Here is a 26,097-nt window from a genome sequence, read left to right as displayed (position 1 = left end):
GTCCGAGAGTATGAAATCGCAGATCCGAGGGAGATCAGATGGCGAAGATGCGGCTCTGCTCCTGGAGCACCGCAGCCCGGTCATGGCGCTGAGCATCCGTCAGGGCCACGGCCACATCCTGGGCGACACTCGCCTGTCCCGGCGCGAGGCGCAAGATGCGCGTCCCGAGTTGTATTGCCTCGGAGCGGTCATGGGTGACGAAAATGACCGTCGTCGGGTGCCGTCGCCAGAGATCCATTAACAGTTCTCTGAGGCTCGCCGCCGTCGGATCGTCGAGCGACACGAAGGGCTCGTCCATCAGCAGGATCTTGGGCTCGAGAATGAACCCCCGCGCCAGCGCCGCGCGCCGCTGCATGCCGAGCGACAGCATCTCGGGATAGGCGTTCTGCGCTTCGCGCAGCCCGACGCGGTCCAGCATCGCGGGGATCTCAGCGTGCCGAGGATCGCCGTCCGGAAGCGCCAGCGCGATGTTCTCGTAAAGCGTCCGCCAGGGCAGCAACCGCGGCGTCTGAAAGATGAACGTCACACCGTCTTTCGCAGGCCCGAGATCGATCGCGCCTTCATAGTCCCTGTCGAGACCTGCGATGATATTGAGCAGCGTCGACTTCCCGCAGCCCGACGGTCCCGTGATGACGAGGAACGAGCGCGGCGCAACCTCGAACGCGATATCCTGCAGCACGAGTTGCGCTTCGCGATCACCGACTGCCGGAAAAATCTTGCGCTTGACCGCGACGCGGATTGCGCCGCTTGCATCTTTGCCGTTCATCGCCGCCATGCGCTCACCCGTGCTTGCAGCGGCTGCAAAATCGTAAACTCGATGATCTGCACAATCAGAATGAACGCCAGCGCATAGGCCAGGATCGTGCCGACGTCGAATTCCTGGAACGCAATCGCCAACCGATAGCCGACGCCATTTGAACGCCCGAAGGCTTCGACGACCAGCACGATCTTCCACACGAGCGACAAGCCCGATCGCGCGGCGGCCGCAAAGAACGGCGCCAGCTGCGGCAGCGTCACGTGCCGGAGCGTCTTCCAGCTTCCGAATTTGTACATTGCCGCCATCTCGGCGAGGTCTTTCGAAAGGCTGCGCGCACCTTCCCGCATATTGACCGCGACATTCGGGATCTTGTTCAACGCGACTGCGACGATGGCCGCGACATCCGTCAGCCCGAACCAGATGTAGCAGAGCGTAATCGTGACGAGCGCGGGCAGATTCAGAAACAGCGTCAGCCACGCATCGAAAAACTTGTCCGCGGTTTTATATTTGCCGAGCGCGAGCCCGATCGCCGTTCCGATGAACATCGAGAAGATGAAGGCGATCGCGACACGCGCGAGCGTCGCCGACGTATGCTTCCAAAGCTCGCCGCTCTCCGCTTCCCGCATCATGATGTCGAAGACGGCGACCGGCGTCGGCAGATATCTGTTCTGAAGGACGACCGCGAGCACATGCCAGAAGAGACCGAGGACCAGCAGCGATCCCGCCATCCAGGCAAAGCGCTCGATTGTCGAATTGAAGCCGAGCGCGCGCGCCGGCCTAGGTATGGAAGAGGTGCTGGTCGAAACGGGTGCCATCGCCTACGAGTTCCGCATCTCCAAGTTCGATGAGAAGGTTGGTCAGCTTTTCGGCTGCCGCCGTCTCTTCCGGTCGCCATGCTCCGGTGATTCCGGACCTGTAGTAGTCGCGAATCGCAACGAGTTCGGCGTCCGAGGCCGGCTTGATCAACGGCCGCAGTCGCTCCCATGCGGCGTCCGACTTTGCCAGTACCTCATTCGCATCGGCAACGGCGTTCAAAAGAACGTCAACGGGCACGCTCTTTTTCGCCACCGCCTTTTCAGACCAGATGAACCCGACAAGCGCGGGCGTCGGACTGATGCCCAAGCCTTTGACCACATCCGCCATCGAAAGAACTTCCCGCGCGCCATCGGCACGCAGACGTGCAGCGTACGTCCAGAAATTCAAGACAGCATCCAGGCGTCCACCTTTGAACTCAGCCGTGACGAGCGGCGCTGCACCAAAAACGGGCTCAGCGACGTTTGCGATATCCTTGCCGATCACCTTGCGCGAATAGGCGCGAAGTAAAATCCAGCTCTTGTCGATGCCCGTCCCCGCGACGCCGATCTTCTTCCCGACGAGATCACCGAAGGACTTGATCGGACTGTCCTTGGGCACCATCAGGCTGCCGAGCGCGGCGGAATAAGGGGCAAATTTCAGATCGTCGCCCTTGGCGCGCTGCCGCAACGCCCAGGTCCAATCGCTGACGATGACGTCGGCACTACCGGAGAGGAGAGCGATCGGCGCCGCCGCATTGTTCGCGACTTCGACGACATCGAGATCGAGCCCGTGCTTCTTGTCGATGCCTTCTGCGCGCAAGGTATCGATGAGCCAGCTCACCGAGCCGAACTTGACCGATGTCAGCCGCACCGGCACCGATGCTCGAGCCAGACGCGGAAACATCGAAGTCGCGGACAGCGCAAGCCCAGCGCCAAGAGCTTGACGGCGAGTGAGATCGATCATTTCTGTTCGGCCTCGGCGTTGAAACGGTTCTTCCAAAGATAACGCACGCCGCGCAGCCACATATCGTCGGTGTTGCCGCTGATTGCCGCCGACATGGTTTTCGTCGGCTGTCCTGTCGCCGCGTCGCGCACGATGATCTGCAAATTGAGCGCGGCGCTCGAAAGCTTGTCGACGTAGCCCGTCACCGCAATATCGGCGCCTGCGTCCTTGGCGATCGGCGCTTCGCAGCCGTCACACTTATAGAACGGCGACGCGGCATCGATTTCCTTTGCCTTCGATGACAGATCGACGACGTCGAAACGCTCATCCTTCTGCATCAACGATCTCAGCTCGTCGGATACGAGTTGTAGGCGCCGCAAGTCTTCGGGATCATTCTGCGGGAACATTTCGCCGTCCTGCTGCGCATCGTGGAAGTCGAACGGGAACACCGCAGCCTTGGTGGCAGCCACCGCCGGGGTCGCCAGCAACACCACGGCGAAAGCAAACAGAATCCTCTGAAACATGGGCGTTTCGGTCCATTTCGATTTCGAGCCGGCGAGGATGCTAGCCCATGGAGTGAACAATTGCGCTCGGCCGAAGCGCGCCGTCTCTTACGTGCTCGTTACCCCGACGATATTGCAAGAGGTTCCTTCGGACTTTGGCAAAAACGCCCGGTCACAAACGCGCGAGCCAAACGGCTCCGCCTTGACAAGCCGACGAGACACCCCCTTTTAAGGTAATACAGTAACACCTAGAACCCCCGGGACCGGTCGGCCGTCCGGTCCGCGATTGCTTGTCCAAAAGCTATACTGGAGTTGGATCATTGCCTTTGCGCCCAGTCTGCTCTGCTCAACGGTCGCGTCCCTGGACAACCGCTATCTCCAGCATGTTCGTCGGATGCGCGGCCCTCGCGTCCCCCGCCTTTGCTCAGGATACTGCCCCGCAGCCGGCGCCTTCGGCCGCCACGCCAGCCGCGCAATCCGAAACCGCCAACACGAACGCTTCCGAGAAGAAAAAGATCACGATCTCCATCCTATACGCCAAGCAGGATCGTACCGAAGACGAACTGCCGCTTTCGATGCTCGATCTCCCGGCCGCCGACGACGGCGTCGCCGGAGCCAAGCTCGCGATCGCCGACAACAATACCACCGGCCGCTTCCTCAACCAGGCCTACAAGCTCGACGTGCTGAACGGCAGCGTCGACGATCTGATCAAGGGCGCGACGGAAAAGATCGACGCCGGCGACAACTTCATCATCGCCGACATGGAACCCGACGCTCTGCTGAAATTTGCCGATGCCTTGAAGGGCAAGAATGCCCTGATCTTCAACGTCGGCAATCCGGACGACCGGCTTCGCGAAGAGGATTGCCGCGCCAACGTCCTTCACATCGCACCGACGCGATCGATGCTGACCGACGCGCTCGCGCAATATCTCGTCTGGAAGCAATGGCGCAATTGGCTGCTCGTCTACGGACCAACGCCGGAAGACAAACTCCTGGCTGACGCCTACCGGCGCTCGGCCAAGAAGTTTGGCGGCAAGATCGTCCAGGAACTCGAGTTCAAGCAGGACACCGGCAGCCGCCGCGCCGACGGTGGCTATGAGCAGGTTCAGCAACAGATCCCGACGTTCCTGCAGAACGCCAAGGATCACGACGTCATCATTATCGCCGACGAAAAGCATCTTTTCGCCGATTACTTTCCCTTCCGGACCTGGGTCCCGCGGCCCATCGCTGGCTCTGCCGGATTGACGGCGGCGAGTTGGCATCCGGCGCTCGAGTTCTGGGGCGGCACGCAATTCCAGCATCGCTTCCGCAAGCTGAACAGCCGCCTGATGCGAAACATCGACTACGATGCATGGGTCGCGACACGTGCGATCGGCGAAGCCGCAACTCGCAAGCATGCAGGCGATTTCGAAACGCTGCGCGCCTTCATCAAGTCGCCGGATTTCGAGGTTGCTGCATTCAAAGGCGTTGCGACAAGCTTCCGGACCTGGAACGGACAACTGCGCGAGCCGCTGATTATCGGTACGGCGAAGCTACCCGTCAGCGTCTCGCCGCAAGTAGGCTTCCTGCATCAAACCAGTGTTCTGGACACGCTCGGATACGATAAGCCGGAAACCAAGTGCAAAGCCTACACGCAATGATGCCGATGCCAGCAGAACCCGGTAAGCAACGGCAGCTCAATCCCCCACGTAATCTTCGGAGACTAGCGATGTCGCGATCTTCAGCGATTTTTACGGCGTTCCTGTCGGCGGCCGCCATCGCCTCGGGCACGAGCACTGCCGACGCCTACACCGCCTACATCACGAATGAAAAGGACAACACGGTCAGCGTCATCGACACCGACAAGCTCGAAGTCATCAAGACGGTCAAGGTGGGCCAGCGCCCGCGCGGCATCGTGATGTCGAATGACGGCAAATGGATCATCATCTGCACGAGCGACGACAATGACGTGAAAGTCTACGACGCCAAGACGCTCGAATACGTCAAGTCGCTGCCATCCGGCCCCGATCCGGAACTTTTGACCCTGCATCCCGACGGCAATCGCCTCTACGTTGCCAACGAGGACGACAATCTCGTTACCGTCGTCGACATCCACACCTCGCAGGTCATCACCGAGATCCCCGTCGGCGTCGAGCCGGAAGGCATGGGCATGAGCCCCGACGGCAAAGTGCTGGTCAACACGTCGGAGACGACGAACATGGCCCACTTCATCGACACGACGAAGCACGAGACGTTCGACAACGTTCTCGTCGATAGCCGCCCGCGCGTCGCGATATTCAATCATACGCAGACGCAGCTCTGGGTGTCCTCCGAGGTCGGCGGCACCGTCACGGTCATCAACCCGGCCGACCGCAAGATCATCGGCAAAGTCACGTTCGACATTCCCGGCATCACGAAAGAAGCCATCCAGCCGGTCGGCGTGCGCATCACCAAGGACGACAAAATCGCGTTCGTCGCGCTCGGCCCGGCCAACCGCGTGGCCGTCGTCGACACCGCCACTCTCAAAGTTTTGAAATACATTCTTGTAGGCCAACGCGTCTGGCAGATGTATTTCACGCCCGACGGGAAACAGCTGTTCACGACAAACGGTGCTTCGAACGATGTGACGGTGATCGACGTTGCCAATCAGAAGGCGATCAAGTCGATCAAGGTCGGACGCTATCCCTGGGGCGTCGTGATATCGCCGGACTGATTGGGACTTTCAAACGGATTGCGAGAACAGATGACGACGACAATGGCAGATCCGAAACCGGCTTCGGCTGACACCAGCCGGACGCCGGCGCTCGTCGTCGACGGCGTCAGCCATAGTTTCGGCGACAAGAAAGTCCTCGACAACGTCTCGCTGACCGTGGAGCCCGGCGCGTTCGTCATGCTTCTGGGACTGAACGGCGCCGGAAAATCGACGCTGTTCTCGCTCATCACCCGCCTCTACGACAACGTCACCGGCGAGATCGAAATCTGCGGCTACGACGTGCGTCGCAAGCCCTCGCAGGCCTTGCAGCGCTTAGGCGTCGTCTTTCAAAGCCGCACGCTCGACATCGATCTGACGCTGACGCAGAATCTGAAATATCACGCCGCGCTGCACGGCTTTTCCAATCGCGAGGCAACGGAACGCGCGCGCCTCGCACTCGAACTCGTCGGCCTCGCAGATCGCGGCAATGAAAAAGTCCGCGCTCTCTCGGGCGGCCAGCTCCGCCGCGTCGAGATCGCCCGCTCGATGATGCATCGGCCTGACTTGCTCTTGCTCGACGAGCCGACAGTCGGCCTCGACCTCGGCTCGCGCGAGGGCGTCATCAAAATCGTCCGCGATCTCGTGGCCAGGGAACACCTGGGCGTACTATGGGCGACGCATCTCATGGACGAAGTCCTGCGCACGGACCAGGTCATCGTCCTGCATAAAGGCGTCGTTCTTTTCAGCGGCGGTGTTCCGCAACTTCTCTCGCAAACTGGCACCAGCAGCGTGCGCGAGGCGTTTCGCGCTATCACCGGTACCAAGGCTCCGTTCGAGGAGGCCGCTTGATGGCAACGTCCGCCTTTTCGACCGCAGCATCCGAAAGCCTCGCGGAGACGAATTTCGCCGCGCGCCGCCGCCTCGGCATCAGCGGCTATGTGGCCTGCTTCAAGGGCATCGTCTGGCGCGAAATTCTTCGCTACCTACACCAGCGCGAACGCTTCCTCTCAGCACTCGTGCGCCCGCTGATCTGGCTGTTTATTTTTGCGGCCGGGTTTCGCCAGACGCTCGGTGTGTCGATCATTCCGCCCTATGAAACTTACGTCCTCTATGAGGAATTCATCGCTCCGGGCTTGATCGCGATGATCCTGCTTTTCAACGCGATGCAGTCGTCGCTGTCGATGGTCTACGACCGCGAAACGGGCACGATGCGAACCCTGCTCGTCAGTCCGTTCCCGCGCTCCTTCCTGTTGCTGTCGAAGCTTCTCGGCGGCGTTTCGGTTGCCTTGCTGCAAGCCTTTGCCTTCCTGTTCGTCGCCTATTGGTGGGGCATCCAGCCGCCGCCGATCACGGAAGTGAAGCTCTTCACCTTCTTCGATCCGCCAAGTTGGGCTGGCAACGTGATCCCGGCGATGGGCGACCCGATCGTCTACACGCTGTTCTCGGTTCCGGACTTCCTTCAGCCTGCCCTCGGCTACATCGCCGTCGTCCCGGCGATCGTGCTCGGAGGCCTGATGCTTGGCGCCCTGGCGCTGTTCATTTCATCGGTCATCAAGCAACTCGAAAACTTCGCGGGCGTGATGAACTTCGTCATCTTCCCGATGTTCTTCGCATCGTCCGCTCTCTACCCTCTTTGGCGCATTCGCGAGGCGAGCCCGCTTCTTTACGAAATCTGCCGCCTCAATCCTTTCACCTACGCGGTTGAACTGGTCCGCTTCGCGCTGTACGGACAGATCGACACGATTTCGCTTGCCATCGTCGTCGCCTGCACGGTGATTTTCCTCGGCGCGGCGGTGTTTGCCTACAATCCCTCGAAGGGCTTGATTGCTCGTCGGGGCGGACCGGGCGGTCCAGCATGATGAGGTGCGATATGATCACGAACTTCATTTCGAAATTGGCCGGATGGTCGTTGCCGGGCCTGGCCGCGATGGCGTCCGTCGCTCTGATCTCCGCTCCGTCGTTTGCAGAGGATGCCAAACCCGAAGTCAAAAAAGATGAGTGGCCGTGCATCTATCGCAAGGTGCCGCAACTCACCGCCGCGATGATCTGGGACGGCCCCGAAATCACCGATACGACGAGCTGGCACAAAGACGACGCGATTAGAAAGCTCTCGCAATTCGTCATTTCGCGCCGGGTGAAATCCGACGAAGTCGACACCGCGATCAAGAAATACGCGGCGGGACTTCCCGAGGATCAGCGGGATGCAAAGCTGACTGAATTGTTCTCCGCTGTGCTGGCGCGCACGAACGACGACCGGAAGACCGTCATGAGCGGCATCGAGAAATTCCATAAGCGTCAGGTCGAGCGCTCTAAAGAGATCGAGAAAGAAGCGTTAGAGATTCAGCCGGAAGAACAGGCCGCCGCGGAAGATCCGGGATCTGACGTTGGTGTTGCCGGTCGCGCGTCGGATGCGGTGGAAAAGTACAAGTGGGAAATCCGCACCTTCCAGGAAAAGCAGGCCAACATTCCGATCGCCTGCGAAATCCCGCAGTTGATCGATGAGCGCGCAGGCGAGATCGCCCGCGCCATCCGCGCCGAGATGAAGAGCTAACGCTTCCTCAGTACATCCAGCAGCAGCTGCATCGCACGACACGGCCTGATCGCGCGTTCCCCATCAATGCCGTGGATGGCCGCCTGCGCGGCCATGACGGTGTTTTTGTGTGGGCGGATGCCAGACGTTTCCCGGCGGAGCCGCCCTAAAGCGTAGAAGGATGAGGGCGGATAGCTGTCCACTTTCGTCATGGCCGCGCAGGCGGCCATCCACGCGACGTGCTATCCGCTGACCGCCGACGCACACGCGTTTCAATCCACACTCATCGACTCGAAAAAAATCTTCACGCCTCGTTAGCCTTAACGCGCCCTTAACCAAGGTTGACATACCTTGAATGCATTCGATCCGCGCCTCTCCCGGCCCCCAGATCGAAACTGCAAGCGATGTGTCGTCTTCCCTGTTTCGCGTTTTGTGAGGTTGACAGATGCAATACGAAATTGTTTCGCGTGCCCTTGCCTACGTTTCCTGCTTCTCGACAATGAGCCTGTTGATGACGTCGATGGCGATTGCCGCCATCAACGTTGGAAAGTCCGCGCCGCTGCTCGCCTGCGCAGGCCATGCCTGCACCGCCGGCATCGTCGTCGCGAACAGTACGCAATTCGATGCCCTCACCAGCAAGTCTCAAGTCGACCGGCTGGCAATCAAGTTCTGGTCTGCGAAAATCTAAAGCCAAAGACTCGCGCCAGCCGTCGCGGCTTCACACTGGTCACGACGACCTCCAACTGGCGCGAGGGAATTAGCGAAAGCATTCGTAGCGCTGCGAATGCCCGTCGATCCGCGCCACGCCCTAAATCGCCTGCGCAGACGATCGCTCAGGCACGAAACAAGCGCGAGTCCTCAAGCCTGGCTCGCGCTCTTTTTCTTCACGACCCGATCGATCGCCTGAAGCTCAGAGATGAGCGCTGCGAAATCCTTGAGCGGCACCATGTTGGGTCCATCGGACGGCGCATGGTCCGGGTCCGGATGCGTCTCGATGAAAAGACCCGCCACGCCCGCCGCAACCGCCGCACGCGCCAGCACGGGCACGAACCGTCTGTCACCGCCCGACGATGTCCCCTGCCCGCCCGGCTGCTGCACCGCATGCGTCGCATCGAAAATGACCGGCGCGCCCGTCTCCGCCATCTGCGGCAACGCCCGCATGTCGACGACGAGCGTGTTATAGCCGAAGCTCGAGCCGCGTTCGGTGACCAGCACGTTTGGATTTCCCGAACCGGTGACTTTCGCGACGACGTTCTTCATGTCCCAGGGCGCGAGAAACTGACCCTTCTTGATCTTGATGACGCGGCCCGTCGTGGCGGCGGCGATCAGCAGGTCCGTCTGCCGGCATAGAAACGCGGGGATCTGCAGAACATCCACGACTTCCGCAACGCGTGCGCATTGCTCCGTCTCGTGCACGTCGGTCACAACCGGCAATCCGAAACGCTCACGGATCTCCGCGAATATCGGCAGCGCCGCGTCCAAGCCGATGCCACGACGCCCGGAAAGCGAAGTCCGGTTCGCCTTGTCGAAGGATGATTTGTAGACGAGACCGATCCCGAGGTTCTTTGCAGCCTCGGCCAGAGCCGCCGCCGTCTCCAGGGCATGCGCCCGGCTTTCCATCTGGCAAGGCCCGGCGAGCACCGAGATTGGAGCATCGTTGGCGAAGAGGACGTTGCCTGCGCGAACCTGCGACGCTGGCTTCAGCGTTTCATGATGTGTCATGAGAGGTTTATAGCGACCCGGACGCGGCGCCGCGAGCCCTGCACGCACGTCATCCCGCATAAACAAAAACGGCGGCCGATTGGGCCGCCGTTCTAGGAACCGTGTGGTTCGAATTCGTTAGATCAGATCGATCTCAGCCGGGAGATAGCTCGTGACTTCGAGACCAACTTCCTGCTCGCGAACTGCCGGTTTCGTCCAGACTTTCATGGTGTGTCCTCCTCGGTATTCGACAGGTTGTTCCTGTTGCGAATGTACTTAGTGAGCTAACCTATAAAACACCAATCTCTTTTCACTAACGGCGTTCAAACTTTTCGTGATCACGAAATCGCGAACTGTTATAGCATTTCATATAGTTAGATCGCGCAAGCGATGAAGAGGGTGATGCGCCCCGCTATCGGCCCATGCTTCGCGTCACGCACGGCGACCAGCGATCCCTGCCGCCCTATTGTGCAACGCCATAGGCCAAATTCCCCGCACTATGCTATAGAAACGCTTGCAAGCCGCGACTCGGGAGGCGGCATAAACAAAAGGGACTTGGGGACTAGCATGCTTGAACAATATCCTTGGATTGAGCCTGTTCTGATAGGCGCCGTGATCGTCTTCGTTCTCGATCTGATCGGCAATCTGATCTCTTTCTCCAACCGCTTCTTGAACGCGCTGGTAACGGCACTCGTGTTCGCCGTCGTGTTCGGCGGACTGCTCTACTCGGGCGCACTGCGCCTCGATGTCAAAACCGTTACGACGCCGGCAGAAACCAGCGCACCGGCCGCTGCTCCGGCAGAACCCGCCCCGACGACGCCATAACGTCGACGCCCGGCTCAGGAGATCAAAGACAAAATCCCGGCTTCGACAGCCGGGATTTTTCGTTTGTGGATTTGATTTGAACGATCGCCGAGCGCTGTCGGCGACCTCGAAGGTCTTAGACCAGCCGGCTCTGCTCTACGGCCGCCGCGATGAAGCTCGCGAACAGCGGATGCGGATCGAACGGCCGCGACTTGAGTTCCGGGTGATACTGCACGCCGATGAACCATGGATGATCCGGATACTCGACCGTTTCAGGCAGCAATCCGTCCGGCGATAGACCGGCAAACCGCAAGCCCGCACGCTCCAGCGCATCGCGATAGCGCATGTTGACTTCATAGCGGTGGCGGTGCCGCTCGGAGATCGTCGTCGATCCGTAGACTTTGGCGATATGACTGCCCGGTTGGAGTTCCGCCGCATAAGCGCCTAGGCGCATCGTGCCACCGAGCTCTCCGCCCTGGCGGCGCTCCTCGAGTTCGTTGCCGCGCATCCATTCCGTCATCATCGCAACGACGGGCTGGTTCGTTTCACCGAACTCGGTCGAGCTTGCGTCGTGGATGTTCGCCAGATTGCGCGCCGCTTCGAGACACGCCATCTGCATTCCGAAGCAGATGCCGAAGTAAGGCACACCGCGCTCACGCGCGAATTTCGCCGCCAGCACCTTGCCTTCCGACCCACGTTCGCCGAACCCGCCCGGCACGAGAATGCCGTTGAGCCCTTCGAGATAGGGCGCCGGGTCTTCACGCTCGAAGATCTCGCTTTCGATCCACTCGAGGTTGACCTTGACCCGGTTGGCGATGCCGCCGTGAACGAGCGCCTCGTTCAGCGATTTATAAGCGTCCTTGAGCCCTGTGTACTTGCCGACGATGGCGATCGTGACCTCGCCCTCGGGCTGCGCGATGCCGCGCGAAATCGTCTCCCACCGCACGAGATCGGGCTTCGGAGCACCTGTGATGCCGAACGCCGCGAGCACTTCGCGGTCGAGCCCTTCGCGGTGATATGCCAGCGGCACGTCATAGATCGACGCGACGTCGAGCGCCTGAATGACGGCCTCGGGGCGGACGTTGCAGAACAGCGCGATCTTCTTGCGCTCGCCGACCGGAATATCGCGATCGGAACGGCAAAGCAGAATATCGGGCTGGATGCCGATCGAGCGCAACTCCTTGACCGAATGCTGCGTCGGCTTGGTCTTCAATTCGCCGGCGGACGGAATGTAGGGCATCAGCGTCAGGTGGATGAACACCGACGCGCCGCGCGGAAGCTCATTGCCGAGCTGGCGGATCGCTTCGAAGAACGGCAGGCCCTCGATGTCGCCGACCGTGCCGCCGATTTCGACGAGCACGAAATCCACGTCCTCGTTGCCCGAGAGCACGAAGCTTTTGATCGCGTCGGTGACGTGCGGAATGACCTGCACGGTGCCGCCGAGAAAATCGCCCCGCCGCTCCTTGGCGAGAATGTCCTGATAGATGCGCCCCGTCGTGACGTTATCCGACTTTTTGGCCGGAACGCCCGTGAACCGCTCATAATGGCCGAGGTCGAGGTCCGTCTCGGCACCGTCATCGGTGACGAAAACCTCCCCATGCTGATACGGGCTCATCGTGCCCGGATCGACATTCAAGTAGGGATCAAGCTTCTTGAGCCGGACCGAATAACCACGCGCCTGAAGAAGCGCGCCAAGGGCGGCGGAAGCGAGACCTTTTCCAAGGGAGGAGACCACGCCGCCGGTGATGAAGATATACCGTTGCATGGGCCTTGGTTCTCGCACAGCCGGACCCGGATTCGGAAGCGGCTTTTTTGCATCGTCACCAACCGAAAAGGTCGCAATCCCGGATCGTTGCCGATTTGGCTACGTTGCAGCTACCTGCCGCAGTGCTGCGCGACTTCCTGGGCAGCCGCAGCCTGCGCTTCGGGCGGCACGGAATCGGATTGAAGCTCGGCCTTGAGCGCTGAGGCGGTCTGCCGGGTCGGGCGGACGTCGGCGCCCTGCTCCTTGGGATCGTAGGTCACATCGACCGCGACAGCCCTGTAATCCAGCGGCCGGACGTTGAGCTGCCCTTCCTTGGTCGCGATTTTCGTCTTGCCGCAGGTGATGCCAGTTTGCGGTGCCGACGCTTTGAAGGTCTTCGCGCGCTGCTCGTCGCCATATTCCGCAGCACGCGCCAGCGCGATCTTTTCAAGCCGCGCCGCAGGTGTGCCCGGAGACCCCGCGGCCGTAACATGCAAGCTGCCGTCGGCATTGGCGGAAACGCTGTAACCGTTCGGCGAAAACAGACTGGCGGGCTGATAGGTGGCAATAGATGCGGTCGAGCCGTCGGCCAGATTTGCGCTGCAGCCACCGATCGCTGCGACGGCAATGGCCGCCGCTAAGATCGCAACTGCCCGCTTTCCTCGCGAAATAGCGCTGTAGCCGCCACCCGCCTGCAAAACGCTCCAACCGCGCGTTGCCATGATCCCACGTCCCCCACCGTCGCCCGTAGCGATACTTGCAGGGAACGCGTCGGAGGTCCATCGGCCTTCGGGAAGCGAAAGCCGCTATGAACAAAGCTTTTGCAGGTCGCGCTTACTGGTTCTGCGGAACCGCCGGACCCGACGGCTGCAGCTTGTCCAGGATGCCGCCACGGCCAGGAGCGCTTTCGCCAGGCGTCGCAGGGCCGGTCACAGGCGCGCCCGCCGGATGCGTCGAATCGAATACCGAGCCGGCATTTACGGAATGCCGCGCCAGCAACGTCAACGAGATGCTGGTGACGAAAAATGCGGCTGCGAGCGCCGCCGTCGTGCGCGTCAGCAGGTTCGCCGTTCCGCGCCCGGTAAGAAATCCGCCGCCGCCACCAGCGCTACCGCCGATGCCGAGCGCCCCGCCTTCGGATTTCTGCAGCAAGACCACACCGACCAAGGCCGTGGAAATCATGAGATGAATGACGAGGAGAACGGTGGCCATAGTGGTCTCGAATCCAGCAATTTAGCGTTGTTGAACGGAGCAAATTTCGCCCGCGACGGGCCGCTATACACCAGCGCGCCGGTTCCGGCCAGCCCCAGGCCGGTTAAAATCATGGCCCCGAATGCGGCATCACCATGGTCTCACCAAACCCGAACATCAGTTGGTTCTCACCCTGATCGCCGGAAACACCCGGAGATTGTGCCGTCGAGGCGCTCGTCGACGCAGTCCCGTCTGCGGCGGAAGGCGGCACGGACGGAGATGCCGCCGCGCGCGCCGAAGCTGCTCTTCCCGGCGATTCGAGGCTGCCCGACTTCGGATCGCCGGTCTTGGGCTTTTTGCGCGTGGTTTTCTCCGCGGGCGGCTTTTTGGCTGCGGGCACCGCGCCCGGCTTGACCGGGTCCTTGACGACCGGGATCGTCGGATCGGCATCCGAGTTGATCTCGATACGCTCTGCGGCCGCACTCGCCTTCAAGGCATCGACCGAAAGCCGCGCATCCCGGCAGCCGAACTGAACCTGCTCGTCGAGTTCGATGTAGTGCTGCACCTCGCGCAAGCGCGCCGCCGACAGGTTGGCCTTCGCCCACTCCGGCCCCTTGCTCATGTCGTTGAGGATGCCCGACTGGCGGAATTTCTTCTCCTCCGCGCGCAATTGCACGCAGGTGTCGCTATCGAGCTTCGGCTTCGTCGCGTGCGCGGAAACCGGAACGAGAACAGCGGCGAAGACCAGCCAACAGAAGCGTCCAGAAAGCATCATCGGCCCTCATAAGCCCGAAGTATGGCCAGAAAATCACTGGCTTTCAAACTCGCCCCGCCGACGAGCGCGCCGTTGACATTGGGAATCGCCATCAGCTCCGTAGCATTATCCGGTTTGACGGAGCCGCCGTAAAGAATGCGGATGTTCGCCCCTTCCGCGCCGGTGACTTCCGAAAGATCGCGCCGGATGGCGGCATGGACCTGTTCGACGTCGGCAGGCGTCGGCGTCAGCCCGGTGCCGATCGCCCACACGGGTTCGTACGCAACGACGGTATTCGCGGCGGTCGCGCCCTCAGGCAGCGAATTCTTGAGTTGCCGCGACACGACTTTTAGCGTCGCCCCGGCAGCCCGCTCACCCTGCGTCTCCCCAATACAGACGATCGCGATCAGGCCCGCGCGATGCGCGGCAGCGGCTTTTGCTTTGACTTCGGCATTCGTCTCGCCGTGATCCGCCCGGCGCTCCGAATGGCCGAGGATGACAGCCGCCGCGCCCGCGTCCTTGAGCATCTCCGCTGCAACGTCACCGGTATGCGCGCCTGAAGCTTTCGCATGACAATCTTGCGCCGCGACCGCCAGACGAGATCCGGCTGAAATCTCAGCGAGCGGCGCGATGAGCGTTGCCGGTGGGGCGATCATGACATCGGCGGAGATCGAGGCTAACGGACCGGCGAGCGCGTCCCGAACGCCCACGGCTTCGGCGAGGCTTCCCTTAAGACCGTTCATCTTCCAGTTGCCGGCAACGAGCGGCCGAATAGAGTGTCCTTGCCCTGCCATAGTGTCCCTTTTTTAATGTTGGACCCGCCGTTTTCTTCGCAGCTTTCTCCGGATTGGCGTTCGGGCACCCTGCGCCCTTGCAATCTGCGACAGCCTGCGCTTCATATCATGTTGATCCGCCCCGTCACGTGGGGCTGTCCGCCACGAAGCCGTTTGACCCTACGCCCTCCCGCGCGGCAGCGTCACGCTTCCATCAACGGGAATTTCTATACCCATGCTCGACGCAATGAGACGCGGCGCCCAGACACCGGTCGCCAAGCTTCTGTTCGGACTTCTTTGCGTAAGCTTCGCAATCTGGGGCGTGGCGGACGTGTTCCAAGGCTGGGGACGCGGCTTCGTCGCCAAGGTCGGCCACACCGAAATTTCCGCGGAAGAATTTCGCCGCTCCTATCAGAACGAGCTGGATCGCATTTCACGCCAGTCGAATCAGCGGCTGAGCGCCGAGCAGGGGCATGCGTTCGGTCTCGATCGCCAGGTGCTGGCTCAGATGATCGCCGGCGCAGCCATCGAAGCGCACGCCGATCAGCTTGGGCTCGCGATTTCCGACAAGACACTCGCCGAAGGCATTCAGGCCGATCCGAATTTCCAGACCGACGGCAAGTTCAACAGACAGGGTTTCGAAGGCCTGCTGCAGCAGATCGGCATGAGCGAGCAGGGCTTCCTCAACCTCCGCCGCAAGGACGAACTGCGCGGTGCGATCGTCAGCGCCCTGATCAAAGGCCAGACGGTCCCGAAGCCGCTTCTTGATGAGATCCACGCTTACAATCAGGAGAAGCGCGTTCTCGAATGGGTGAAAATCGATCCCGCGGCCGTCACCGTCGCCGAGCCTGATGAGGCAACGCTCAAGAAGCGCTACGAAGACGACAAGGCGAAGTACATGACACCGGAATACCGCAAGGTGCAGGTGCTGATGCTGACGCCCGACGACCTCAAGAAGAGCATCACCATCACCGACGACGAAATCGCCAAGGCCTATGAGGCCGACAAGGACAGCTTCAACACGCCGGAGCAGCGCCGCGTCCAGCAGATCGCATTCAAGGACCGCGCGACGGCCGAAACGGCGCTGAAAGCGCTGCGCGACGGGACGAAGTCTTTAGCCGATGTCGCGAAGGAAACCGGCGCCAAGGATACCGATGTCGATCTCGGCCTTATCACCAAGAAATCCTTGATCGATCCGAAGGTCGCAGACGTGGCCTTTTCGCTCGAGAAAGACAAGTATTCGGACGTCATCGATGGACGTTTCGCGACCGTTGTCGTTCGCGTCACTCAGATCGAGCCGGGCACGACGAAAACACTCGCCGACGTCAAGGAACAGGTGCGCGACAAGCTCGCGAACGACAAAGTTCACGGCAATCTGCAGAGCAAACGCGACGACGTCGAGGATGCGCGTCTCGCCGGCAAAACGCTGAAAGAGGTCGCAGATCAGCTGCAGCTCACCTACAAGGAAATCCCGGCAACCGACGTCACCGGACTTGGGCCCGACGGCAAGCCTGTCCTCGAGACGGCCGACATCCGCAAAATCACCGCACGCGCCTTCGCACCCGACACCGGCGACGACTCGGCCATCGATCTCACGAACGACGGCTACGCATGGGTGAACGTGCTTTCGACGGACGCGCCGAAGCAGAAGGCGTACGACGAAGTCAAAGACGCGGTGAAGCAGGACTACATGTCCTCCGAGCATCACCGTCTGCTCGACGAGCTTGCCAAGAAGCTGACCGACAAGGTCAACGCCGGCGAGCCCATTGCCTCCATCGAAGCCGAGGCCAAAGGCAAGGTCGAAAAAACGGAACCGATCACCCGCAAGACGATCCCGCCAAGCATCAGCCAATCGATGGTGGCGCAGGCATTCGCGCTTGCAAAAGGCAAAGCCGGTCACGGCCCATCGAGCGACAATACGACCGAAATCGTGTTCCGCGTTGCCGAAGTCACGCCAGCCGCCGCGCTGACGTTGACGGAAACCGATGAGTTGACCCGCCGCCTCGAAGACGAGTTGGCCAATCAATCGCTCACCGAATACACCGAAGCCTTGAAGAAGCGCTTCGGAGCCTCGGTCAATCAGGCCGAGCTGAAGTCGGCCGTCGGCGTCACGCAAGAGTAGATCAGGTGACCACATTGTCGTCAGCGCCGTCGGCCAACGACGCAGGAGCCGGAGCCGCTACGGAGGTATTTCCCAGCCGCAGCGACTTCGCGAAGGCCTACGAAAACGGCACGGCGCAGGTCGTCTGGACGCGCCTCGTCGCCGATCTCGAAACGCCGGTTTCAGCTTACCTGAAACTTTGCGACCGGCGCCCCATGAGCTTCCTGCTCGAGTCGATCGAGGGCGGCTCGGCGCGCGGGCGTTACTCCGTCATCGGCTTTTCGCCCGACCTCGTCTGGACCGCCAACGGCGACACGGCGAACATCAACCGGACGCCGATGACCGATCCGGCCGCGTTCACTCCGGATGATCGACCGCCGCTGCCGTCGCTGCGCCGCCTGCTCGCCGAAAGCGCGATCGCATTGCCCGAAACCCTGCCGCCGATGGCAGCCGGGATCTTCGGCTACATGGGCTACGACACCGTTCGCCTGATCGAGCAGCTACCCGAGATGACGCCCGATGCCTTGGGCGTGCCCGACGCGATCCTCATTCGCCCGACGTTGATGCTCATCTTCGACAACGTGAAGGATGAGATGACGCTGGTGACGCCCGCGCGTCCCGCTGCCGGAGTCTCGGCCGACGATGCCTACGCAGCCGCGATCGCGCGTCTGACCGCCACAATCGAAAGCCTCGACGTGCCGTTGCAGCACGGATCGTCGGCAGCCGCTGCGCCCGCGACGCTTCATGAGCCGCAATCGAATACGAGCGCGCCGGAATACATGGCGATGGTTGCGAAAGCGAAGGAGTACATCAAGGCCGGGGACATCTTCCAGGTCGTGCTCTCGCAACGCTTCTCCGCGCCGTTCGCCTTGCCGTCGTTTGCGCTTTATCGCGCGCTCAGGCGACTGAACCCGTCGCCGTTTCTTTTCCATCTCGACTTCGGTTCGTTCCAGCTCGTCGGCTCCTCGCCCGAAATCCTCGTGCGCGTGCGCGATGGCGAGGTAACGATCCGCCCGATCGCGGGCACCGCCCGTCGCGGAGCCAACGAAGCCGAGGACAAGGCTCTCGCCGCGGCACTCCTCGCCGATCCGAAGGAACGCTCCGAGCATCTGATGCTGCTCGACCTCGGCCGCAACGACGTCGGCCGCGTCGCGACGCCGGGCACCGTCACGGTCACCGACCAATTCGTCATCGAGCGCTACAGCCACGTCATGCACATTGTCTCGAATGTCATCGGGACACTGGATGAAGCCAATCACGATGCGATCGACGCATTGATGGGCGGCTTCCCGGCTGGCACCGTATCGGGGGCGCCGAAAGTCCGCGCCATGGAAATCATCGCCGAACTCGAGAAGGCCAAGCGCGGCCCGTATGCGGGATGCGTCGGATACTTCTCCGCCGGTGGCGAGATGGACACCTGCATCGTGCTCAGAACGGCCATCGTGAAGGACGGCATGATTCACGTGCAGTCCGGCGCCGGCATCGTCCACGACAGCATTCCGGAGAACGAACAGCAGGAATGCATCAATAAGGCGAAAGCCGTCGTCAGAGCCGCCGAGGAAGCAGTGCGCTTCGCATCGAAGGGCACCGTGACGTCCGGCAAGATCGGAACCGGCAGCGGCAACGGCGGTGCGTTCGGCTGACGCTCCGAACGCAACTTCGCTCAGATCAAGTCTTCGGCTGCAACTGTTCTTCTTTTCGCCAGCGCCTGCCCCACGCGCGCTGCCACGGCGACCAGTGCGGCCGCCAGACGAGACTGACGATGCTGTGCCAGATCGCATAAAACACGAACCAGAAGAGCACGCGCACCGGCACGACGCCCAACGCAAAAATCCATCTCTGCGCGCGCTTCGACGCCTGCGACCCGTATTTTTGCGTTCTTGCGCGCACCCACCCGCGCACCTTCTCCTGCCCAAGTACGCGCTCAGCAATCCGCAGGGCAACGAACGCGATGACGAGGAGAGGAAGGATCAACCACAGCAATATCCATAGAATCTGCGTGACGATCCAGAAGACGATGCTAACCAAAACTCCGATGAGCCAAAGGAAAGGCGCGAGCACGTAGTCCATCTGTCACCAGCCTTTCATTGCGGCAGTGCGAACTTTGACCAACCCGCTTAACGGCACCAGCGGCGTACTGTAGACTTGCGCGAACTGCCGTAACGCCAGCTCCGGATCAGAATGCTTTCTCTCGCACTCCTTCGTCATGCAAAATCGAGCTGGGACGCCAGCGACCTTGATGATTTCGACAGGCCGCTCAACGAACGCGGCCGAGCCGCCGCGCCCGTCATGGGTGAAGCGCTGCGCGAATTTCCGTTCGCACCCGAGATCATTCTCTGTTCTCCGGCCAAACGTACGCGCCAGACATTGCACCTCATCGATCCGAAATTGAGCGAGCCGCGCGACGATGTCGTGTTCGAGGAGCAGTTGTATCTAACGAACGCCGAGACACTTCTCGATCGCCTGCGCCGCGTCCCTGCGCCCGCCAAAACAGTCCTGATGGTCGGCCACAACCCCGGCCTGCACGAGCTTGCACTGCAGCTGGCCGGACGCGGCGACGCCAAATCGATATCGCGTCTCGAAGACAAATTTCCGACCGCCTCTCTGGCAATCCTGACGTTCCCGCAAACGGCCTGGCGCGATGTCGGCCCCGCGTCCGGATACCTCGAACAATTCATCACCCCGCGCGATCGCGCCTGAAGCGCATTTGAAGCGCGGGTTTAGGACGACCATATTCTTGTGTCGCCCCCCGCCGCGTGTCTGCTAGATAGGTTCGAAATCCCGCTGCGGGGCGTCTGAAGCCATCCTGCGCACAAAGGCCAACATGCTGATTCTGATCGATAACTACGACAGCTTCACGTACAATCTCGTGCACTATCTAGGCGAGCTTGGCGCCGAAAGCGTCGTGATCCGGAACGACAAGGTCTCGGCCGACGAGGTCCTCGAAAAGAAGCCGCAGGCAATCGTCCTTTCTCCAGGACCGTGCACGCCGAACGAAGCGGGCGTTTGCCTCGATCTCATCAAAAAGGCCGGTTCGAAAATTCCGCTGCTCGGCGTCTGCCTTGGTCATCAGGCCATCGGACAGGCTTACGGCGGCAAGGTCGTCCGCGCCCCGGTGCCAATGCACGGCAAGCTTTCGACGATCACCAACACCGGCAAGGGCATCTTCAAGGGCCTGCCGAAACAATTCGACATCACCCGCTACCATTCGCTGATCGTCGAACGCACAACGCTGCCGGATTGCCTCGAGGTGACCGCCGAAACCGACGACGGCATCATCATGGGATTGCAGCACAAGACGCATCCCGTGCACGGCGTCCAGTTCCATCCGGAAAGCATCGCTTCGCAGCAGGGCCACGCGCTGCTCGCAAACTTCCTCGCGCTGGCGGGTTTCACGCCGAAAAGCCGTAAGGCGGCCTGACCGTGAGCACAGCGCCCGACACCTCGATTGTCGCGAACCCGGCTCGCGAACTGAAACGCCTGATGAACCGCATCGCCGACGGCGAGACGCTGGGCGAAGACGGCATTCAGGACGCGTTCGATCTCTTGATGTCCGGCATTGCCCCGCCGGTCGCGATGGGCGCGTTCCTCATGGGTCTGCGCCTGCGCGGAGAAACACGGGAAGAAATCACCGGTGCTGCGAAGTTCATGCGCAGCCGCATGACGACGGTCGATGCGCCACCCGGGTCGATCGATATTGTCGGAACCGGGGGCGACAGCCGCGGAACCTATAACGTATCGACGGCCGCTGCGCTCGTTGCAGCTGGCGCAGGCGCGATCGTCGCCAAGCATGGCAACCGCGCGGTGACATCGCTCTCCGGCGCGTCCGATGTTCTGTCAGCGCTCGGCGTCAAGCTCGACGTGCCGCCAGTCATCGTCTCCCGCGCGATCGCCGATGCGGGCGTCGGCTTCTTGTGGGCGCCGCTTTATCATCCCGCGATGAAGGCATGGGCTCCGGTACGCGCCGATCTCGGTCTGCGCACGATCCTGAATTTGCTCGGACCTCTGTGCAATCCGGCCGAGGTCACGCGCCAGATCCTCGGCGTCTACGACAAGAAGCTCGTTCAGCCGCTCGCAGAAGTGCTTCGCAAGCTGGGCTCCGAACATGCCTGGATCGTGCACGGTGCAGACGGCATGGACGAATTGACGACGACCGGCGTGACGCACGTCGCCGAACTCAAGAACGGCGATATCTTTGCATTCGACCTGACGCCGGAAGACGCGGGCCTTCCCCGCAGCGATATCGCGGCTCTCAAAGGCGGCGACGCGGCAACGAACGCAGCGGCGATCCGCACGCTTCTGCAGGGCGAACCGGGCCCCTATCGCGACATCGTTCTCCTGAATACCGCCGCCGCCTTGATCGTCGCCGGAAAGGCCGACGGTTTGCCGGACGGCATCGCGAAAGCCGCCGCATCCATCGACAGCGGCCGCGCGGCACAAGCGCTCGACCGTCTCGTCGCCGTTACCAACGATACGGTGTGACCGATGGCCGATATTCTCGACAAAATCACCGCCTACAAACGCGAAGAAGTGGCCCGCGCCAAAACCCTTAAGCCTCTGCGCGTCATTTCCGAATACGCGCGATCCGCGCCGCGCGTGCGCCCGTTCGCAGGCGCGATCGAAGAAAAGCTCAAAGCCAAAAAGCCCGCGCTGATCGCCGAAATCAAAAAGGCGTCGCCGTCGAAAGGTCTGATCCGCGCCGACTTCGATCCGCCGACGCTCGCGAAGGCCTATGAAGCGGGCGGCGCGGCTTGCCTTTCTGTCTTGACCGATACGCCCTCGTTCCAGGGCGCACCGGATTTTCTCACCGCTGCGCGCGCGGCGACGCATCTGCCGGTGCTGCGCAAGGACTTCATGATCGACACCTATCAGGTCGCGGAAGCACGCGCCTGGGGCGCCGATTGCATCCTGATCATCCTCGCGGAAGTCGACGACGCAACGGCCCGCGATCTCGCGACCGCGGCCAAGGATTGGGAGATGGACGCCATCGCCGAGGTGCACGACGCGGAAGAACTCGATCGCGCGCTGAAACTCGATTGCCGCCTGATCGGCATCAACAATCGCAACCTCAAGACGTTCGAGGTCAATCTCGAAACGACGGAACGTCTCGCACCGAAAATTCCGAAGGACCGCATCGTCGTCGGCGAAAGCGGCATCTTCACACCGGCCGACATCGCGCGCCTCGCGAAGGCGCACGTCCACACCTATCTCGTCGGCGAAAGCCTGATGCGCCAGGCCGACGTGACGGCCGCGACGAAAACCTTGCTCGGCGGCGCGTCCTCGCAATGAGCAAGCTCTCCCACATCGACGACAAGGGCCAAGCCCGCATGGTCGACGTGTCCGATAAAGCCGTGACCGACCGCCGTGCCGTCGCCGAGGGTTTCATCCGCATGCAGCCGGAAACGCTCGCCCTCGTCGAAGCGGGCGAAGCGAAAAAGGGCGACGTAATCGGCGCGGCGCGCATCGCCGGCATCATGGCTGCCAAGAAAACGCACGAGCTGATCCCGCTCTGCCATCCGCTCGCCATCACCAAGGCGACGATCGAATTCGAGATCTCGAAATCGCCTCCCGGCATCCACGTCTTATCCGAAGTCAAGGTCGCAGGCCCGACCGGCGTCGAAATGGAAGCTTTGACGGGCGTATCCGTCGCATGTCTGACACTTTACGACATGCTGAAAGCGGCCGACAAAACGATGACCATCGAGGACATTCGCCTCGTCGAAAAGACAGGCGGAAAATCGGGAACCTTCAAAGCTCCCGCACGACCCAAAGGACGTTGACGTCATGGCGCTGCTTCCCGTCGCCGAAGCGCTGAAGCACATTCTGGAATCTGCAGACACTCTCGAAACGGAAGACGTCTCGCTTCGTCACGCGCTTGGCCGCACGCTCGCGCGTTCGATCGAAGCACGCGTCGACAATCCGCCGTTCGACGCGTCCGCGATGGACGGATATGCCGTCCGCGCCGAGGATGTCTCGGAGGTTCCGGTTACACTCAAATTGATCGGCGAAGCCGGAGCCGGCCAGCCGTTCTCCGGCACCGTCGCAAAAGGTCAGACTGTACGCATCTTCACCGGTGCGGCGATGCCGAGCGGCGCGGACTCGGTCGTCATTCAGGAAAACGTCACGGCCGACGGCGCGGCCGTCACCTTTCGCGAAGCCGCCGATCGCGACGATAATGTTCGCCCGAAAGGCCAGGACTTCACCAAAGGCCGCGCGCTTTTTGAAAAAGGCCAGCGCCTGACCGCGCGCGATATCCTTCTCGCAGCCGCCGCCGGACACGGCACGCTGCCCGTCGTGCGCAAACCCATCGTCGCGTTGCTCGCGACGGGCGACGAACTCGTCGAGCCGGGAACGCCGCTCGGACCTGGACAGATTTCCGCGTCGAACTCCTTCGGCCTCGCAGCCGTCGTCGAAGCGGCAGGCGGCGAAGCACGCCTCCTCGGGATCGCACGTGATACGCTCGACTCCCTGGACGATGCTATTCGACAAGCCGATGGCGCCGACATCCTGGTGACGATCGGCGGCGCGTCGGTCGGCGATTACGATCTCGTCCGCCCGGCACTGGAAAACGCCGGAGCGAAGCTCGCGTTCTACAAGATCGCGATGCGCCCAGGAAAACCACTGTTCTTCGGATCACGAACCGCAGGGAAAAATCAGCAGCACTGCCTCGGATTGCCGGGCAATCCGGTTGCCTCGCTGATCTGCTCGCGCGTGTTTCTCGTTCCGCTGCTCGGGCGCCTGCTCGGCCGCGATGTTCCGCTCGAAGCCATCGACGCCGTACTCGGCGATGCCCTACCCGCTAACGGCCCGCGCGAGCATTACATGCGCGCCCGGCTCGATCTCACGACCGCACCGCCGCGCGCCGTTCCGTTCAAAAATCAGGACAGCGGAATGATCACGGCCCTGCAGTGCGCCGACTGCCTGATCGTGGTCCCCATCGACGCCCCCGCGCAACCTGCGGGAAGTCCTGTGAAAGTGTTGAAGCTCGACATCTGAGCATCGCGCGCCGCACGTAAACCGTGCGGCGCAAGATCGAGTTAAACCCGATCAGTCCTTCGCACGCTCGACATATGAGCCATCGACGGTCATCACGACGACGCGCGTCCCCGTGCCGATGTGCGGCGGCACCATCACGCGGGCGCCGTTCGAAAGTTTCGCGGGCTTGTAGGACGACGACGCCGTCTGCCCCTTCACGACCGGGTCGGCTTCGATGATTTCGAGCGTGACACGCGCCGGCAGCTCGATCGAGATCGGGTTGCCTTCATGCAGCGCCACGAGGCACGTCATGCCTTCCTGCAGCCACTGTCCCTGATCGCCGACGACATCCCTCGAGATCGTGATCTGATCGAAGGTCTCGGGGTGCATGAAATTGTACCCCATGTCGTCTTCGTAAAGATAATTGAAGTCCTTTTCATCGAGATAGGCGCGCTCGACCTGATCGGTCGTGCGGTAGCGCTCGGTCACCTTCACGCCATCGGCGATGCGGCGCATTTCGAGATGGGTGACGGGCGTACCTTTGCCGGGGTGGATGTTTTCCGCGTGCATGACGACGGCAAGCTTTCCGTCGAGATCGAGCACATTGCCTTTGCGGACCGAGCTTGCGATAACCTTGACCACCTAACGTCTCCGTTCTCAAATTCAAAATAGCCGCGTCCGCCGCATTGGCGGCCGGTCGGCGGCAACCCTTCGGGGAATCTGTCGCGTCCTCTTACCTGCTTACCTTTCGGCCGCCAAGTGCGGCAACGGCACCGCGAAAGCCCATTTTTCAGCCATGTCGCAAGCGTCTCCCTGGTGGAATCCCGGCCGGCATTCGGATCGCAGGCCCTTTCTTGTGGCGCGCGGGCGCATCAAGACAGCGTTAAGGGATTGGTTCACCACGCAAGGTTTCATTGAGGTCGAGCCCGGATGCCTGCAGGTTTCTCCGGGCAACGAAACCCATCTGCATGCCTTCCGGACGGAACTCGTCGGCACGGATTTGACGCGCCGCGACCTCTATCTCCATACCTCGCCCGAATTCGCGATGAAGAAGCTGCTGGCCGCGGGCGAGACGAAGATCTTCACGTTCACCCCGGTCTTCCGCAACCGCGAACACGGCAAGCTGCACGCATCCGAATTCACCATGCTCGAATGGTACCGCGCGGGCGAGCCCTACGAGACGCTCTGGAGCGACTGCGCATCGATCCTGTATATCGCCGCCCGCGCCTGCGAGCGGATGCAATGGTCGTATCGCGGCAAGTCGTGCGATTTGACCAAGGGCTATGACTGGACGACGCTCTATCAGGCCTTCGTGCACTTCGCAGACATTCCGCTGCATGAAACGATGACCGCGACGTCGGTCGATCGCGATAGGCTCGCCGCGCACGCGCAGGCTCAAGGCATTCGTGTCGGTAACGATGATACGTGGTCGGACATCTTCAGCAAGGTTCTCGTCGAAAAGATCGAACCGGGGCTCGGCGTCCATCGGCCCGAGATCCTGTGTGAATACCCGATCAACGAGGCTGCTCTCGCTCGCCCGACGGCGCTCGACCCCGCCGTCGCCGAGCGCTTCGAACTCTACGTGTGCGGCGTCGAACTGGCGAACGGCTTCGGCGAGCTGACCGATGCCGGCGAGCAGCGCCGCCGCTTCGAAACATGGATGGCCGATAAGTCCCGCATCTACGGGGAACGATACCCGATCGACGAGGATTTCCTGAGCGCGCTCGCGGCGATGCCTCCCGCGTCCGGCTGCGCTCTCGGCTTCGACCGGTTGGCAATGCTCGCATCCGGCGCCGAGCGCATCGAACAGGTCATCTGGACGCCGCTGCCCGATAGCGGCACATAGGGCGCAACAA

The 26,097-nt window shown here is 61.6% G+C and carries 29 protein-coding genes; 16 read left to right on the top strand and 13 right to left on the bottom strand.

Annotated elements, in window-relative coordinates; all coding sequences use genetic code 11:
* Positions 1-34: 34 nt before the first annotated feature.
* Genes HDEN_RS07235 through HDEN_RS07220 form a run of 4 tightly spaced genes read right to left on the bottom strand, consistent with a single transcriptional unit; the run spans position 35 to position 3,018 of the window.
* Positions 35-766: an ABC transporter ATP-binding protein gene (locus HDEN_RS07235; RefSeq protein ID WP_013215492.1), complete on the bottom strand. Its 732-nt coding sequence runs from the start codon at positions 764-766 to the stop codon at positions 35-37.
* Positions 763-1,572: an ABC transporter permease gene (locus tag HDEN_RS07230; protein WP_013215491.1), complete on the bottom strand. Its 810-nt coding sequence runs from the start codon at positions 1,570-1,572 to the stop codon at positions 763-765. Before HDEN_RS07230 ends, HDEN_RS07235 begins: the two co-directional genes overlap by 4 nt.
* On the bottom strand, positions 1,535-2,515 hold the full coding sequence (locus HDEN_RS07225) for an ABC transporter substrate-binding protein (RefSeq protein WP_013215490.1): 981 nt from the start codon (positions 2,513-2,515) through the stop codon (positions 1,535-1,537). The genes HDEN_RS07230 and HDEN_RS07225 overlap by 38 nt, the downstream gene beginning before the upstream one ends.
* Complete coding sequence (locus HDEN_RS07220) at positions 2,512-3,018, bottom strand: DUF3280 domain-containing protein (RefSeq protein WP_013215489.1); 507 nt, start codon at positions 3,016-3,018, stop codon at positions 2,512-2,514. The genes HDEN_RS07225 and HDEN_RS07220 overlap by 4 nt, the downstream gene beginning before the upstream one ends.
* 362 nt (positions 3,019-3,380) lie before the next feature.
* Between HDEN_RS07220 and HDEN_RS07215 the strand changes: the two genes are divergently transcribed.
* The 6 genes from HDEN_RS07215 to HDEN_RS07185 all read left to right on the top strand — a co-directional run bounded on the left by HDEN_RS07215 (position 3,381) and on the right by HDEN_RS07185 (position 8,886).
* The gene (locus HDEN_RS07215) at positions 3,381-4,637 is read left to right on the top strand and encodes an ABC transporter substrate-binding protein (protein WP_013215488.1); all 1,257 of its coding nucleotides are present in this window, start codon (positions 3,381-3,383) and stop codon (positions 4,635-4,637) included.
* A gap of 68 nt (positions 4,638-4,705) precedes the next feature.
* On the top strand, positions 4,706-5,689 hold the full coding sequence (locus HDEN_RS07210) for a PQQ-dependent catabolism-associated beta-propeller protein (protein WP_013215487.1): 984 nt from the start codon (positions 4,706-4,708) through the stop codon (positions 5,687-5,689).
* A 30-nt stretch (positions 5,690-5,719) separates the two neighbouring features.
* On the top strand, positions 5,720-6,517 hold the full coding sequence (locus tag HDEN_RS07205) for an ABC transporter ATP-binding protein (protein WP_013215486.1): 798 nt from the start codon (positions 5,720-5,722) through the stop codon (positions 6,515-6,517).
* On the top strand, positions 6,517-7,527 hold the full coding sequence (locus HDEN_RS07200) for an ABC transporter permease (protein ID WP_013215485.1): 1,011 nt from the start codon (positions 6,517-6,519) through the stop codon (positions 7,525-7,527). The genes HDEN_RS07205 and HDEN_RS07200 overlap by 1 nt, the downstream gene beginning before the upstream one ends.
* 11 nt (positions 7,528-7,538) lie before the next feature.
* Positions 7,539-8,219, top strand: a complete 681-nt coding sequence (locus HDEN_RS07195; protein ID WP_013215484.1) for a hypothetical protein — start codon at positions 7,539-7,541, stop codon at positions 8,217-8,219.
* 424 nt (positions 8,220-8,643) lie between these two features.
* Complete coding sequence (locus HDEN_RS07185; RefSeq protein ID WP_013215483.1) at positions 8,644-8,886, top strand: hypothetical protein; 243 nt, start codon at positions 8,644-8,646, stop codon at positions 8,884-8,886.
* 170 nt (positions 8,887-9,056) lie between these two features.
* On the opposite strand, the gene kdsA is transcribed toward HDEN_RS07185, so the two are convergent.
* A complete protein-coding gene (gene kdsA / locus HDEN_RS07180; RefSeq protein WP_041921927.1) occupies positions 9,057-9,920 on the bottom strand; it encodes a 3-deoxy-8-phosphooctulonate synthase in 864 nt (287 codons plus the stop codon).
* A 117-nt stretch (positions 9,921-10,037) separates the two neighbouring features.
* Positions 10,038-10,127 (bottom strand): pyrroloquinoline quinone precursor peptide PqqA, encoded by a 90-nt coding sequence (gene pqqA / locus HDEN_RS07175; protein WP_015597947.1) that lies wholly within the window; start codon positions 10,125-10,127, stop codon positions 10,038-10,040.
* Positions 10,128-10,466: 339 nt separating this feature from the next.
* Between pqqA and HDEN_RS07170 the strand changes: the two genes are divergently transcribed.
* Positions 10,467-10,724: a hypothetical protein gene (locus tag HDEN_RS07170; RefSeq protein ID WP_013215481.1), complete on the top strand. Its 258-nt coding sequence runs from the start codon at positions 10,467-10,469 to the stop codon at positions 10,722-10,724.
* 115 nt (positions 10,725-10,839) lie between these two features.
* Here the strand turns inward: HDEN_RS07170 and HDEN_RS07165 are convergent, their stop codons facing one another.
* From HDEN_RS07165 to tpiA, 5 genes are all read right to left on the bottom strand, one after another.
* A complete protein-coding gene (locus HDEN_RS07165) occupies positions 10,840-12,468 on the bottom strand; it encodes a CTP synthase (RefSeq protein ID WP_013215480.1) in 1,629 nt (542 codons plus the stop codon).
* A gap of 110 nt (positions 12,469-12,578) precedes the next feature.
* Entirely contained in the window at positions 12,579-13,169 is a 591-nt protein-coding gene (locus HDEN_RS07160; RefSeq protein WP_013215479.1) for a hypothetical protein, read from the bottom strand.
* A gap of 112 nt (positions 13,170-13,281) precedes the next feature.
* Positions 13,282-13,659, bottom strand: coding sequence for a preprotein translocase subunit SecG (secG, locus tag HDEN_RS07155; RefSeq protein WP_013215478.1), 378 nt, complete (start codon positions 13,657-13,659; stop codon positions 13,282-13,284).
* Positions 13,660-13,768: 109 nt separating this feature from the next.
* Positions 13,769-14,413, bottom strand: coding sequence for a dihydrolipoyllysine-residue succinyltransferase component of 2-oxoglutarate dehydrogenase complex (locus HDEN_RS07150; protein WP_245256750.1), 645 nt, complete (start codon positions 14,411-14,413; stop codon positions 13,769-13,771).
* Positions 14,410-15,186, bottom strand: coding sequence for a triose-phosphate isomerase (gene tpiA, locus HDEN_RS07145; protein WP_013215475.1), 777 nt, complete (start codon positions 15,184-15,186; stop codon positions 14,410-14,412). Before tpiA ends, HDEN_RS07150 begins: the two co-directional genes overlap by 4 nt.
* A 214-nt stretch (positions 15,187-15,400) precedes the next feature.
* Between tpiA and HDEN_RS07140 the strand changes: the two genes are divergently transcribed.
* Both HDEN_RS07140 and trpE read left to right on the top strand, forming a co-directional pair.
* Positions 15,401-17,287: a SurA N-terminal domain-containing protein gene (locus HDEN_RS07140; protein WP_013215474.1), complete on the top strand. Its 1,887-nt coding sequence runs from the start codon at positions 15,401-15,403 to the stop codon at positions 17,285-17,287.
* A 14-nt stretch (positions 17,288-17,301) separates the two neighbouring features.
* Positions 17,302-18,909, top strand: coding sequence for an anthranilate synthase component I (gene trpE, locus HDEN_RS07135; RefSeq protein ID WP_049775235.1), 1,608 nt, complete (start codon positions 17,302-17,304; stop codon positions 18,907-18,909).
* Between the two features lie 25 nt (positions 18,910-18,934).
* Here trpE and HDEN_RS07130 read toward each other — a convergent pair whose 3' ends face one another.
* Positions 18,935-19,336, bottom strand: coding sequence for a hypothetical protein (locus HDEN_RS07130; RefSeq protein WP_013215472.1), 402 nt, complete (start codon positions 19,334-19,336; stop codon positions 18,935-18,937).
* 111 nt (positions 19,337-19,447) lie between these two features.
* Here HDEN_RS07130 and HDEN_RS07125 point away from each other — a divergent pair, with 111 nt between their 5' ends.
* The 6 genes from HDEN_RS07125 to HDEN_RS07100 all read left to right on the top strand — a co-directional run bounded on the left by HDEN_RS07125 (position 19,448) and on the right by HDEN_RS07100 (position 24,262).
* On the top strand, positions 19,448-19,966 hold the full coding sequence (locus HDEN_RS07125; protein WP_013215471.1) for a SixA phosphatase family protein: 519 nt from the start codon (positions 19,448-19,450) through the stop codon (positions 19,964-19,966).
* 124 nt (positions 19,967-20,090) lie between these two features.
* Positions 20,091-20,687 carry an anthranilate synthase component II gene (locus HDEN_RS07120; RefSeq protein WP_013215470.1) on the top strand — a complete coding sequence of 199 codons (597 nt, stop codon included), beginning with the start codon at positions 20,091-20,093 and terminating at the stop codon, positions 20,685-20,687.
* A gap of 62 nt (positions 20,688-20,749) precedes the next feature.
* Positions 20,750-21,748, top strand: coding sequence for an anthranilate phosphoribosyltransferase (gene trpD, locus HDEN_RS07115; RefSeq protein WP_041921926.1), 999 nt, complete (start codon positions 20,750-20,752; stop codon positions 21,746-21,748).
* 3 nt (positions 21,749-21,751) lie between these two features.
* The gene (gene trpC, locus HDEN_RS07110) at positions 21,752-22,555 is read left to right on the top strand and encodes an indole-3-glycerol phosphate synthase TrpC (protein ID WP_013215468.1); all 804 of its coding nucleotides are present in this window, start codon (positions 21,752-21,754) and stop codon (positions 22,553-22,555) included.
* Positions 22,552-23,046 carry a cyclic pyranopterin monophosphate synthase MoaC gene (moaC, locus tag HDEN_RS07105; RefSeq protein WP_013215467.1) on the top strand — a complete coding sequence of 165 codons (495 nt, stop codon included), beginning with the start codon at positions 22,552-22,554 and terminating at the stop codon, positions 23,044-23,046. Before trpC ends, moaC begins: the two co-directional genes overlap by 4 nt.
* A 4-nt stretch (positions 23,047-23,050) precedes the next feature.
* Positions 23,051-24,262 carry a molybdopterin molybdotransferase MoeA gene (locus HDEN_RS07100; protein WP_013215466.1) on the top strand — a complete coding sequence of 404 codons (1,212 nt, stop codon included), beginning with the start codon at positions 23,051-23,053 and terminating at the stop codon, positions 24,260-24,262.
* A 51-nt stretch (positions 24,263-24,313) separates the two neighbouring features.
* On the opposite strand, the gene efp is transcribed toward HDEN_RS07100, so the two are convergent.
* The gene (gene efp, locus HDEN_RS07095) at positions 24,314-24,883 is read right to left on the bottom strand and encodes an elongation factor P (RefSeq protein WP_013215465.1); all 570 of its coding nucleotides are present in this window, start codon (positions 24,881-24,883) and stop codon (positions 24,314-24,316) included.
* Positions 24,884-25,037: 154 nt separating this feature from the next.
* Between efp and epmA the strand changes: the two genes are divergently transcribed.
* Complete coding sequence (gene epmA, locus HDEN_RS07090; RefSeq protein WP_013215464.1) at positions 25,038-26,087, top strand: EF-P lysine aminoacylase EpmA; 1,050 nt, start codon at positions 25,038-25,040, stop codon at positions 26,085-26,087.
* Positions 26,088-26,097 lie beyond the last annotated feature (10 nt).

Origin of the sequence: Hyphomicrobium denitrificans ATCC 51888 (assembly GCF_000143145.1) — a bacterium.
GTDB lineage: Bacteria > Pseudomonadota > Alphaproteobacteria > Rhizobiales > Hyphomicrobiaceae > Hyphomicrobium_B > Hyphomicrobium_B denitrificans.
Note: the sequence above shows the minus strand (reverse complement) of the source record. Positions and strands in the feature narration are given on the sequence as shown.

Excerpts from the sequence above, each read along its gene's own strand:
- HDEN_RS07235 (WP_013215492.1), bottom strand. The coding sequence starts at position 766 with ATGAACGGCAAAGATGCAAGCGGCGCAATCCGCGTCGCGGTCAAGCGC.
- HDEN_RS07230 (WP_013215491.1), bottom strand. The coding sequence starts at position 1,572 with ATGGCACCCGTTTCGACCAGCACCTCTTCCATACCTAGGCCGGCGCGC.
- HDEN_RS07225 (WP_013215490.1), bottom strand. The coding sequence starts at position 2,515 with ATGATCGATCTCACTCGCCGTCAAGCTCTTGGCGCTGGGCTTGCGCTG.
- HDEN_RS07220 (WP_013215489.1), bottom strand. The coding sequence starts at position 3,018 with ATGTTTCAGAGGATTCTGTTTGCTTTCGCCGTGGTGTTGCTGGCGACC.
- HDEN_RS07215 (WP_013215488.1), top strand. The coding sequence starts at position 3,381 with ATGTTCGTCGGATGCGCGGCCCTCGCGTCCCCCGCCTTTGCTCAGGAT.
- HDEN_RS07210 (WP_013215487.1), top strand. The coding sequence starts at position 4,706 with ATGTCGCGATCTTCAGCGATTTTTACGGCGTTCCTGTCGGCGGCCGCC.
- HDEN_RS07205 (WP_013215486.1), top strand. The coding sequence starts at position 5,720 with ATGACGACGACAATGGCAGATCCGAAACCGGCTTCGGCTGACACCAGC.
- HDEN_RS07200 (WP_013215485.1), top strand. The coding sequence starts at position 6,517 with ATGGCAACGTCCGCCTTTTCGACCGCAGCATCCGAAAGCCTCGCGGAG.
- HDEN_RS07195 (WP_013215484.1), top strand. The coding sequence starts at position 7,539 with ATGATCACGAACTTCATTTCGAAATTGGCCGGATGGTCGTTGCCGGGC.
- HDEN_RS07185 (WP_013215483.1), top strand. The coding sequence starts at position 8,644 with ATGCAATACGAAATTGTTTCGCGTGCCCTTGCCTACGTTTCCTGCTTC.
- kdsA (WP_041921927.1), bottom strand. The coding sequence starts at position 9,920 with ATGACACATCATGAAACGCTGAAGCCAGCGTCGCAGGTTCGCGCAGGC.
- pqqA (WP_015597947.1), bottom strand. The coding sequence starts at position 10,127 with ATGAAAGTCTGGACGAAACCGGCAGTTCGCGAGCAGGAAGTTGGTCTC.
- HDEN_RS07170 (WP_013215481.1), top strand. The coding sequence starts at position 10,467 with ATGCTTGAACAATATCCTTGGATTGAGCCTGTTCTGATAGGCGCCGTG.
- HDEN_RS07165 (WP_013215480.1), bottom strand. The coding sequence starts at position 12,468 with ATGCAACGGTATATCTTCATCACCGGCGGCGTGGTCTCCTCCCTTGGA.
- HDEN_RS07160 (WP_013215479.1), bottom strand. The coding sequence starts at position 13,169 with ATGGCAACGCGCGGTTGGAGCGTTTTGCAGGCGGGTGGCGGCTACAGC.
- secG (WP_013215478.1), bottom strand. The coding sequence starts at position 13,659 with ATGGCCACCGTTCTCCTCGTCATTCATCTCATGATTTCCACGGCCTTG.
- HDEN_RS07150 (WP_245256750.1), bottom strand. The coding sequence starts at position 14,413 with ATGATGCTTTCTGGACGCTTCTGTTGGCTGGTCTTCGCCGCTGTTCTC.
- tpiA (WP_013215475.1), bottom strand. The coding sequence starts at position 15,186 with ATGGCAGGGCAAGGACACTCTATTCGGCCGCTCGTTGCCGGCAACTGG.
- HDEN_RS07140 (WP_013215474.1), top strand. The coding sequence starts at position 15,401 with ATGCTCGACGCAATGAGACGCGGCGCCCAGACACCGGTCGCCAAGCTT.
- HDEN_RS07130 (WP_013215472.1), bottom strand. The coding sequence starts at position 19,336 with ATGGACTACGTGCTCGCGCCTTTCCTTTGGCTCATCGGAGTTTTGGTT.
- HDEN_RS07125 (WP_013215471.1), top strand. The coding sequence starts at position 19,448 with ATGCTTTCTCTCGCACTCCTTCGTCATGCAAAATCGAGCTGGGACGCC.
- HDEN_RS07120 (WP_013215470.1), top strand. The coding sequence starts at position 20,091 with ATGCTGATTCTGATCGATAACTACGACAGCTTCACGTACAATCTCGTG.
- trpD (WP_041921926.1), top strand. The coding sequence starts at position 20,750 with ATGAACCGCATCGCCGACGGCGAGACGCTGGGCGAAGACGGCATTCAG.
- trpC (WP_013215468.1), top strand. The coding sequence starts at position 21,752 with ATGGCCGATATTCTCGACAAAATCACCGCCTACAAACGCGAAGAAGTG.
- moaC (WP_013215467.1), top strand. The coding sequence starts at position 22,552 with ATGAGCAAGCTCTCCCACATCGACGACAAGGGCCAAGCCCGCATGGTC.
- HDEN_RS07100 (WP_013215466.1), top strand. The coding sequence starts at position 23,051 with ATGGCGCTGCTTCCCGTCGCCGAAGCGCTGAAGCACATTCTGGAATCT.
- epmA (WP_013215464.1), top strand. The coding sequence starts at position 25,038 with ATGTCGCAAGCGTCTCCCTGGTGGAATCCCGGCCGGCATTCGGATCGC.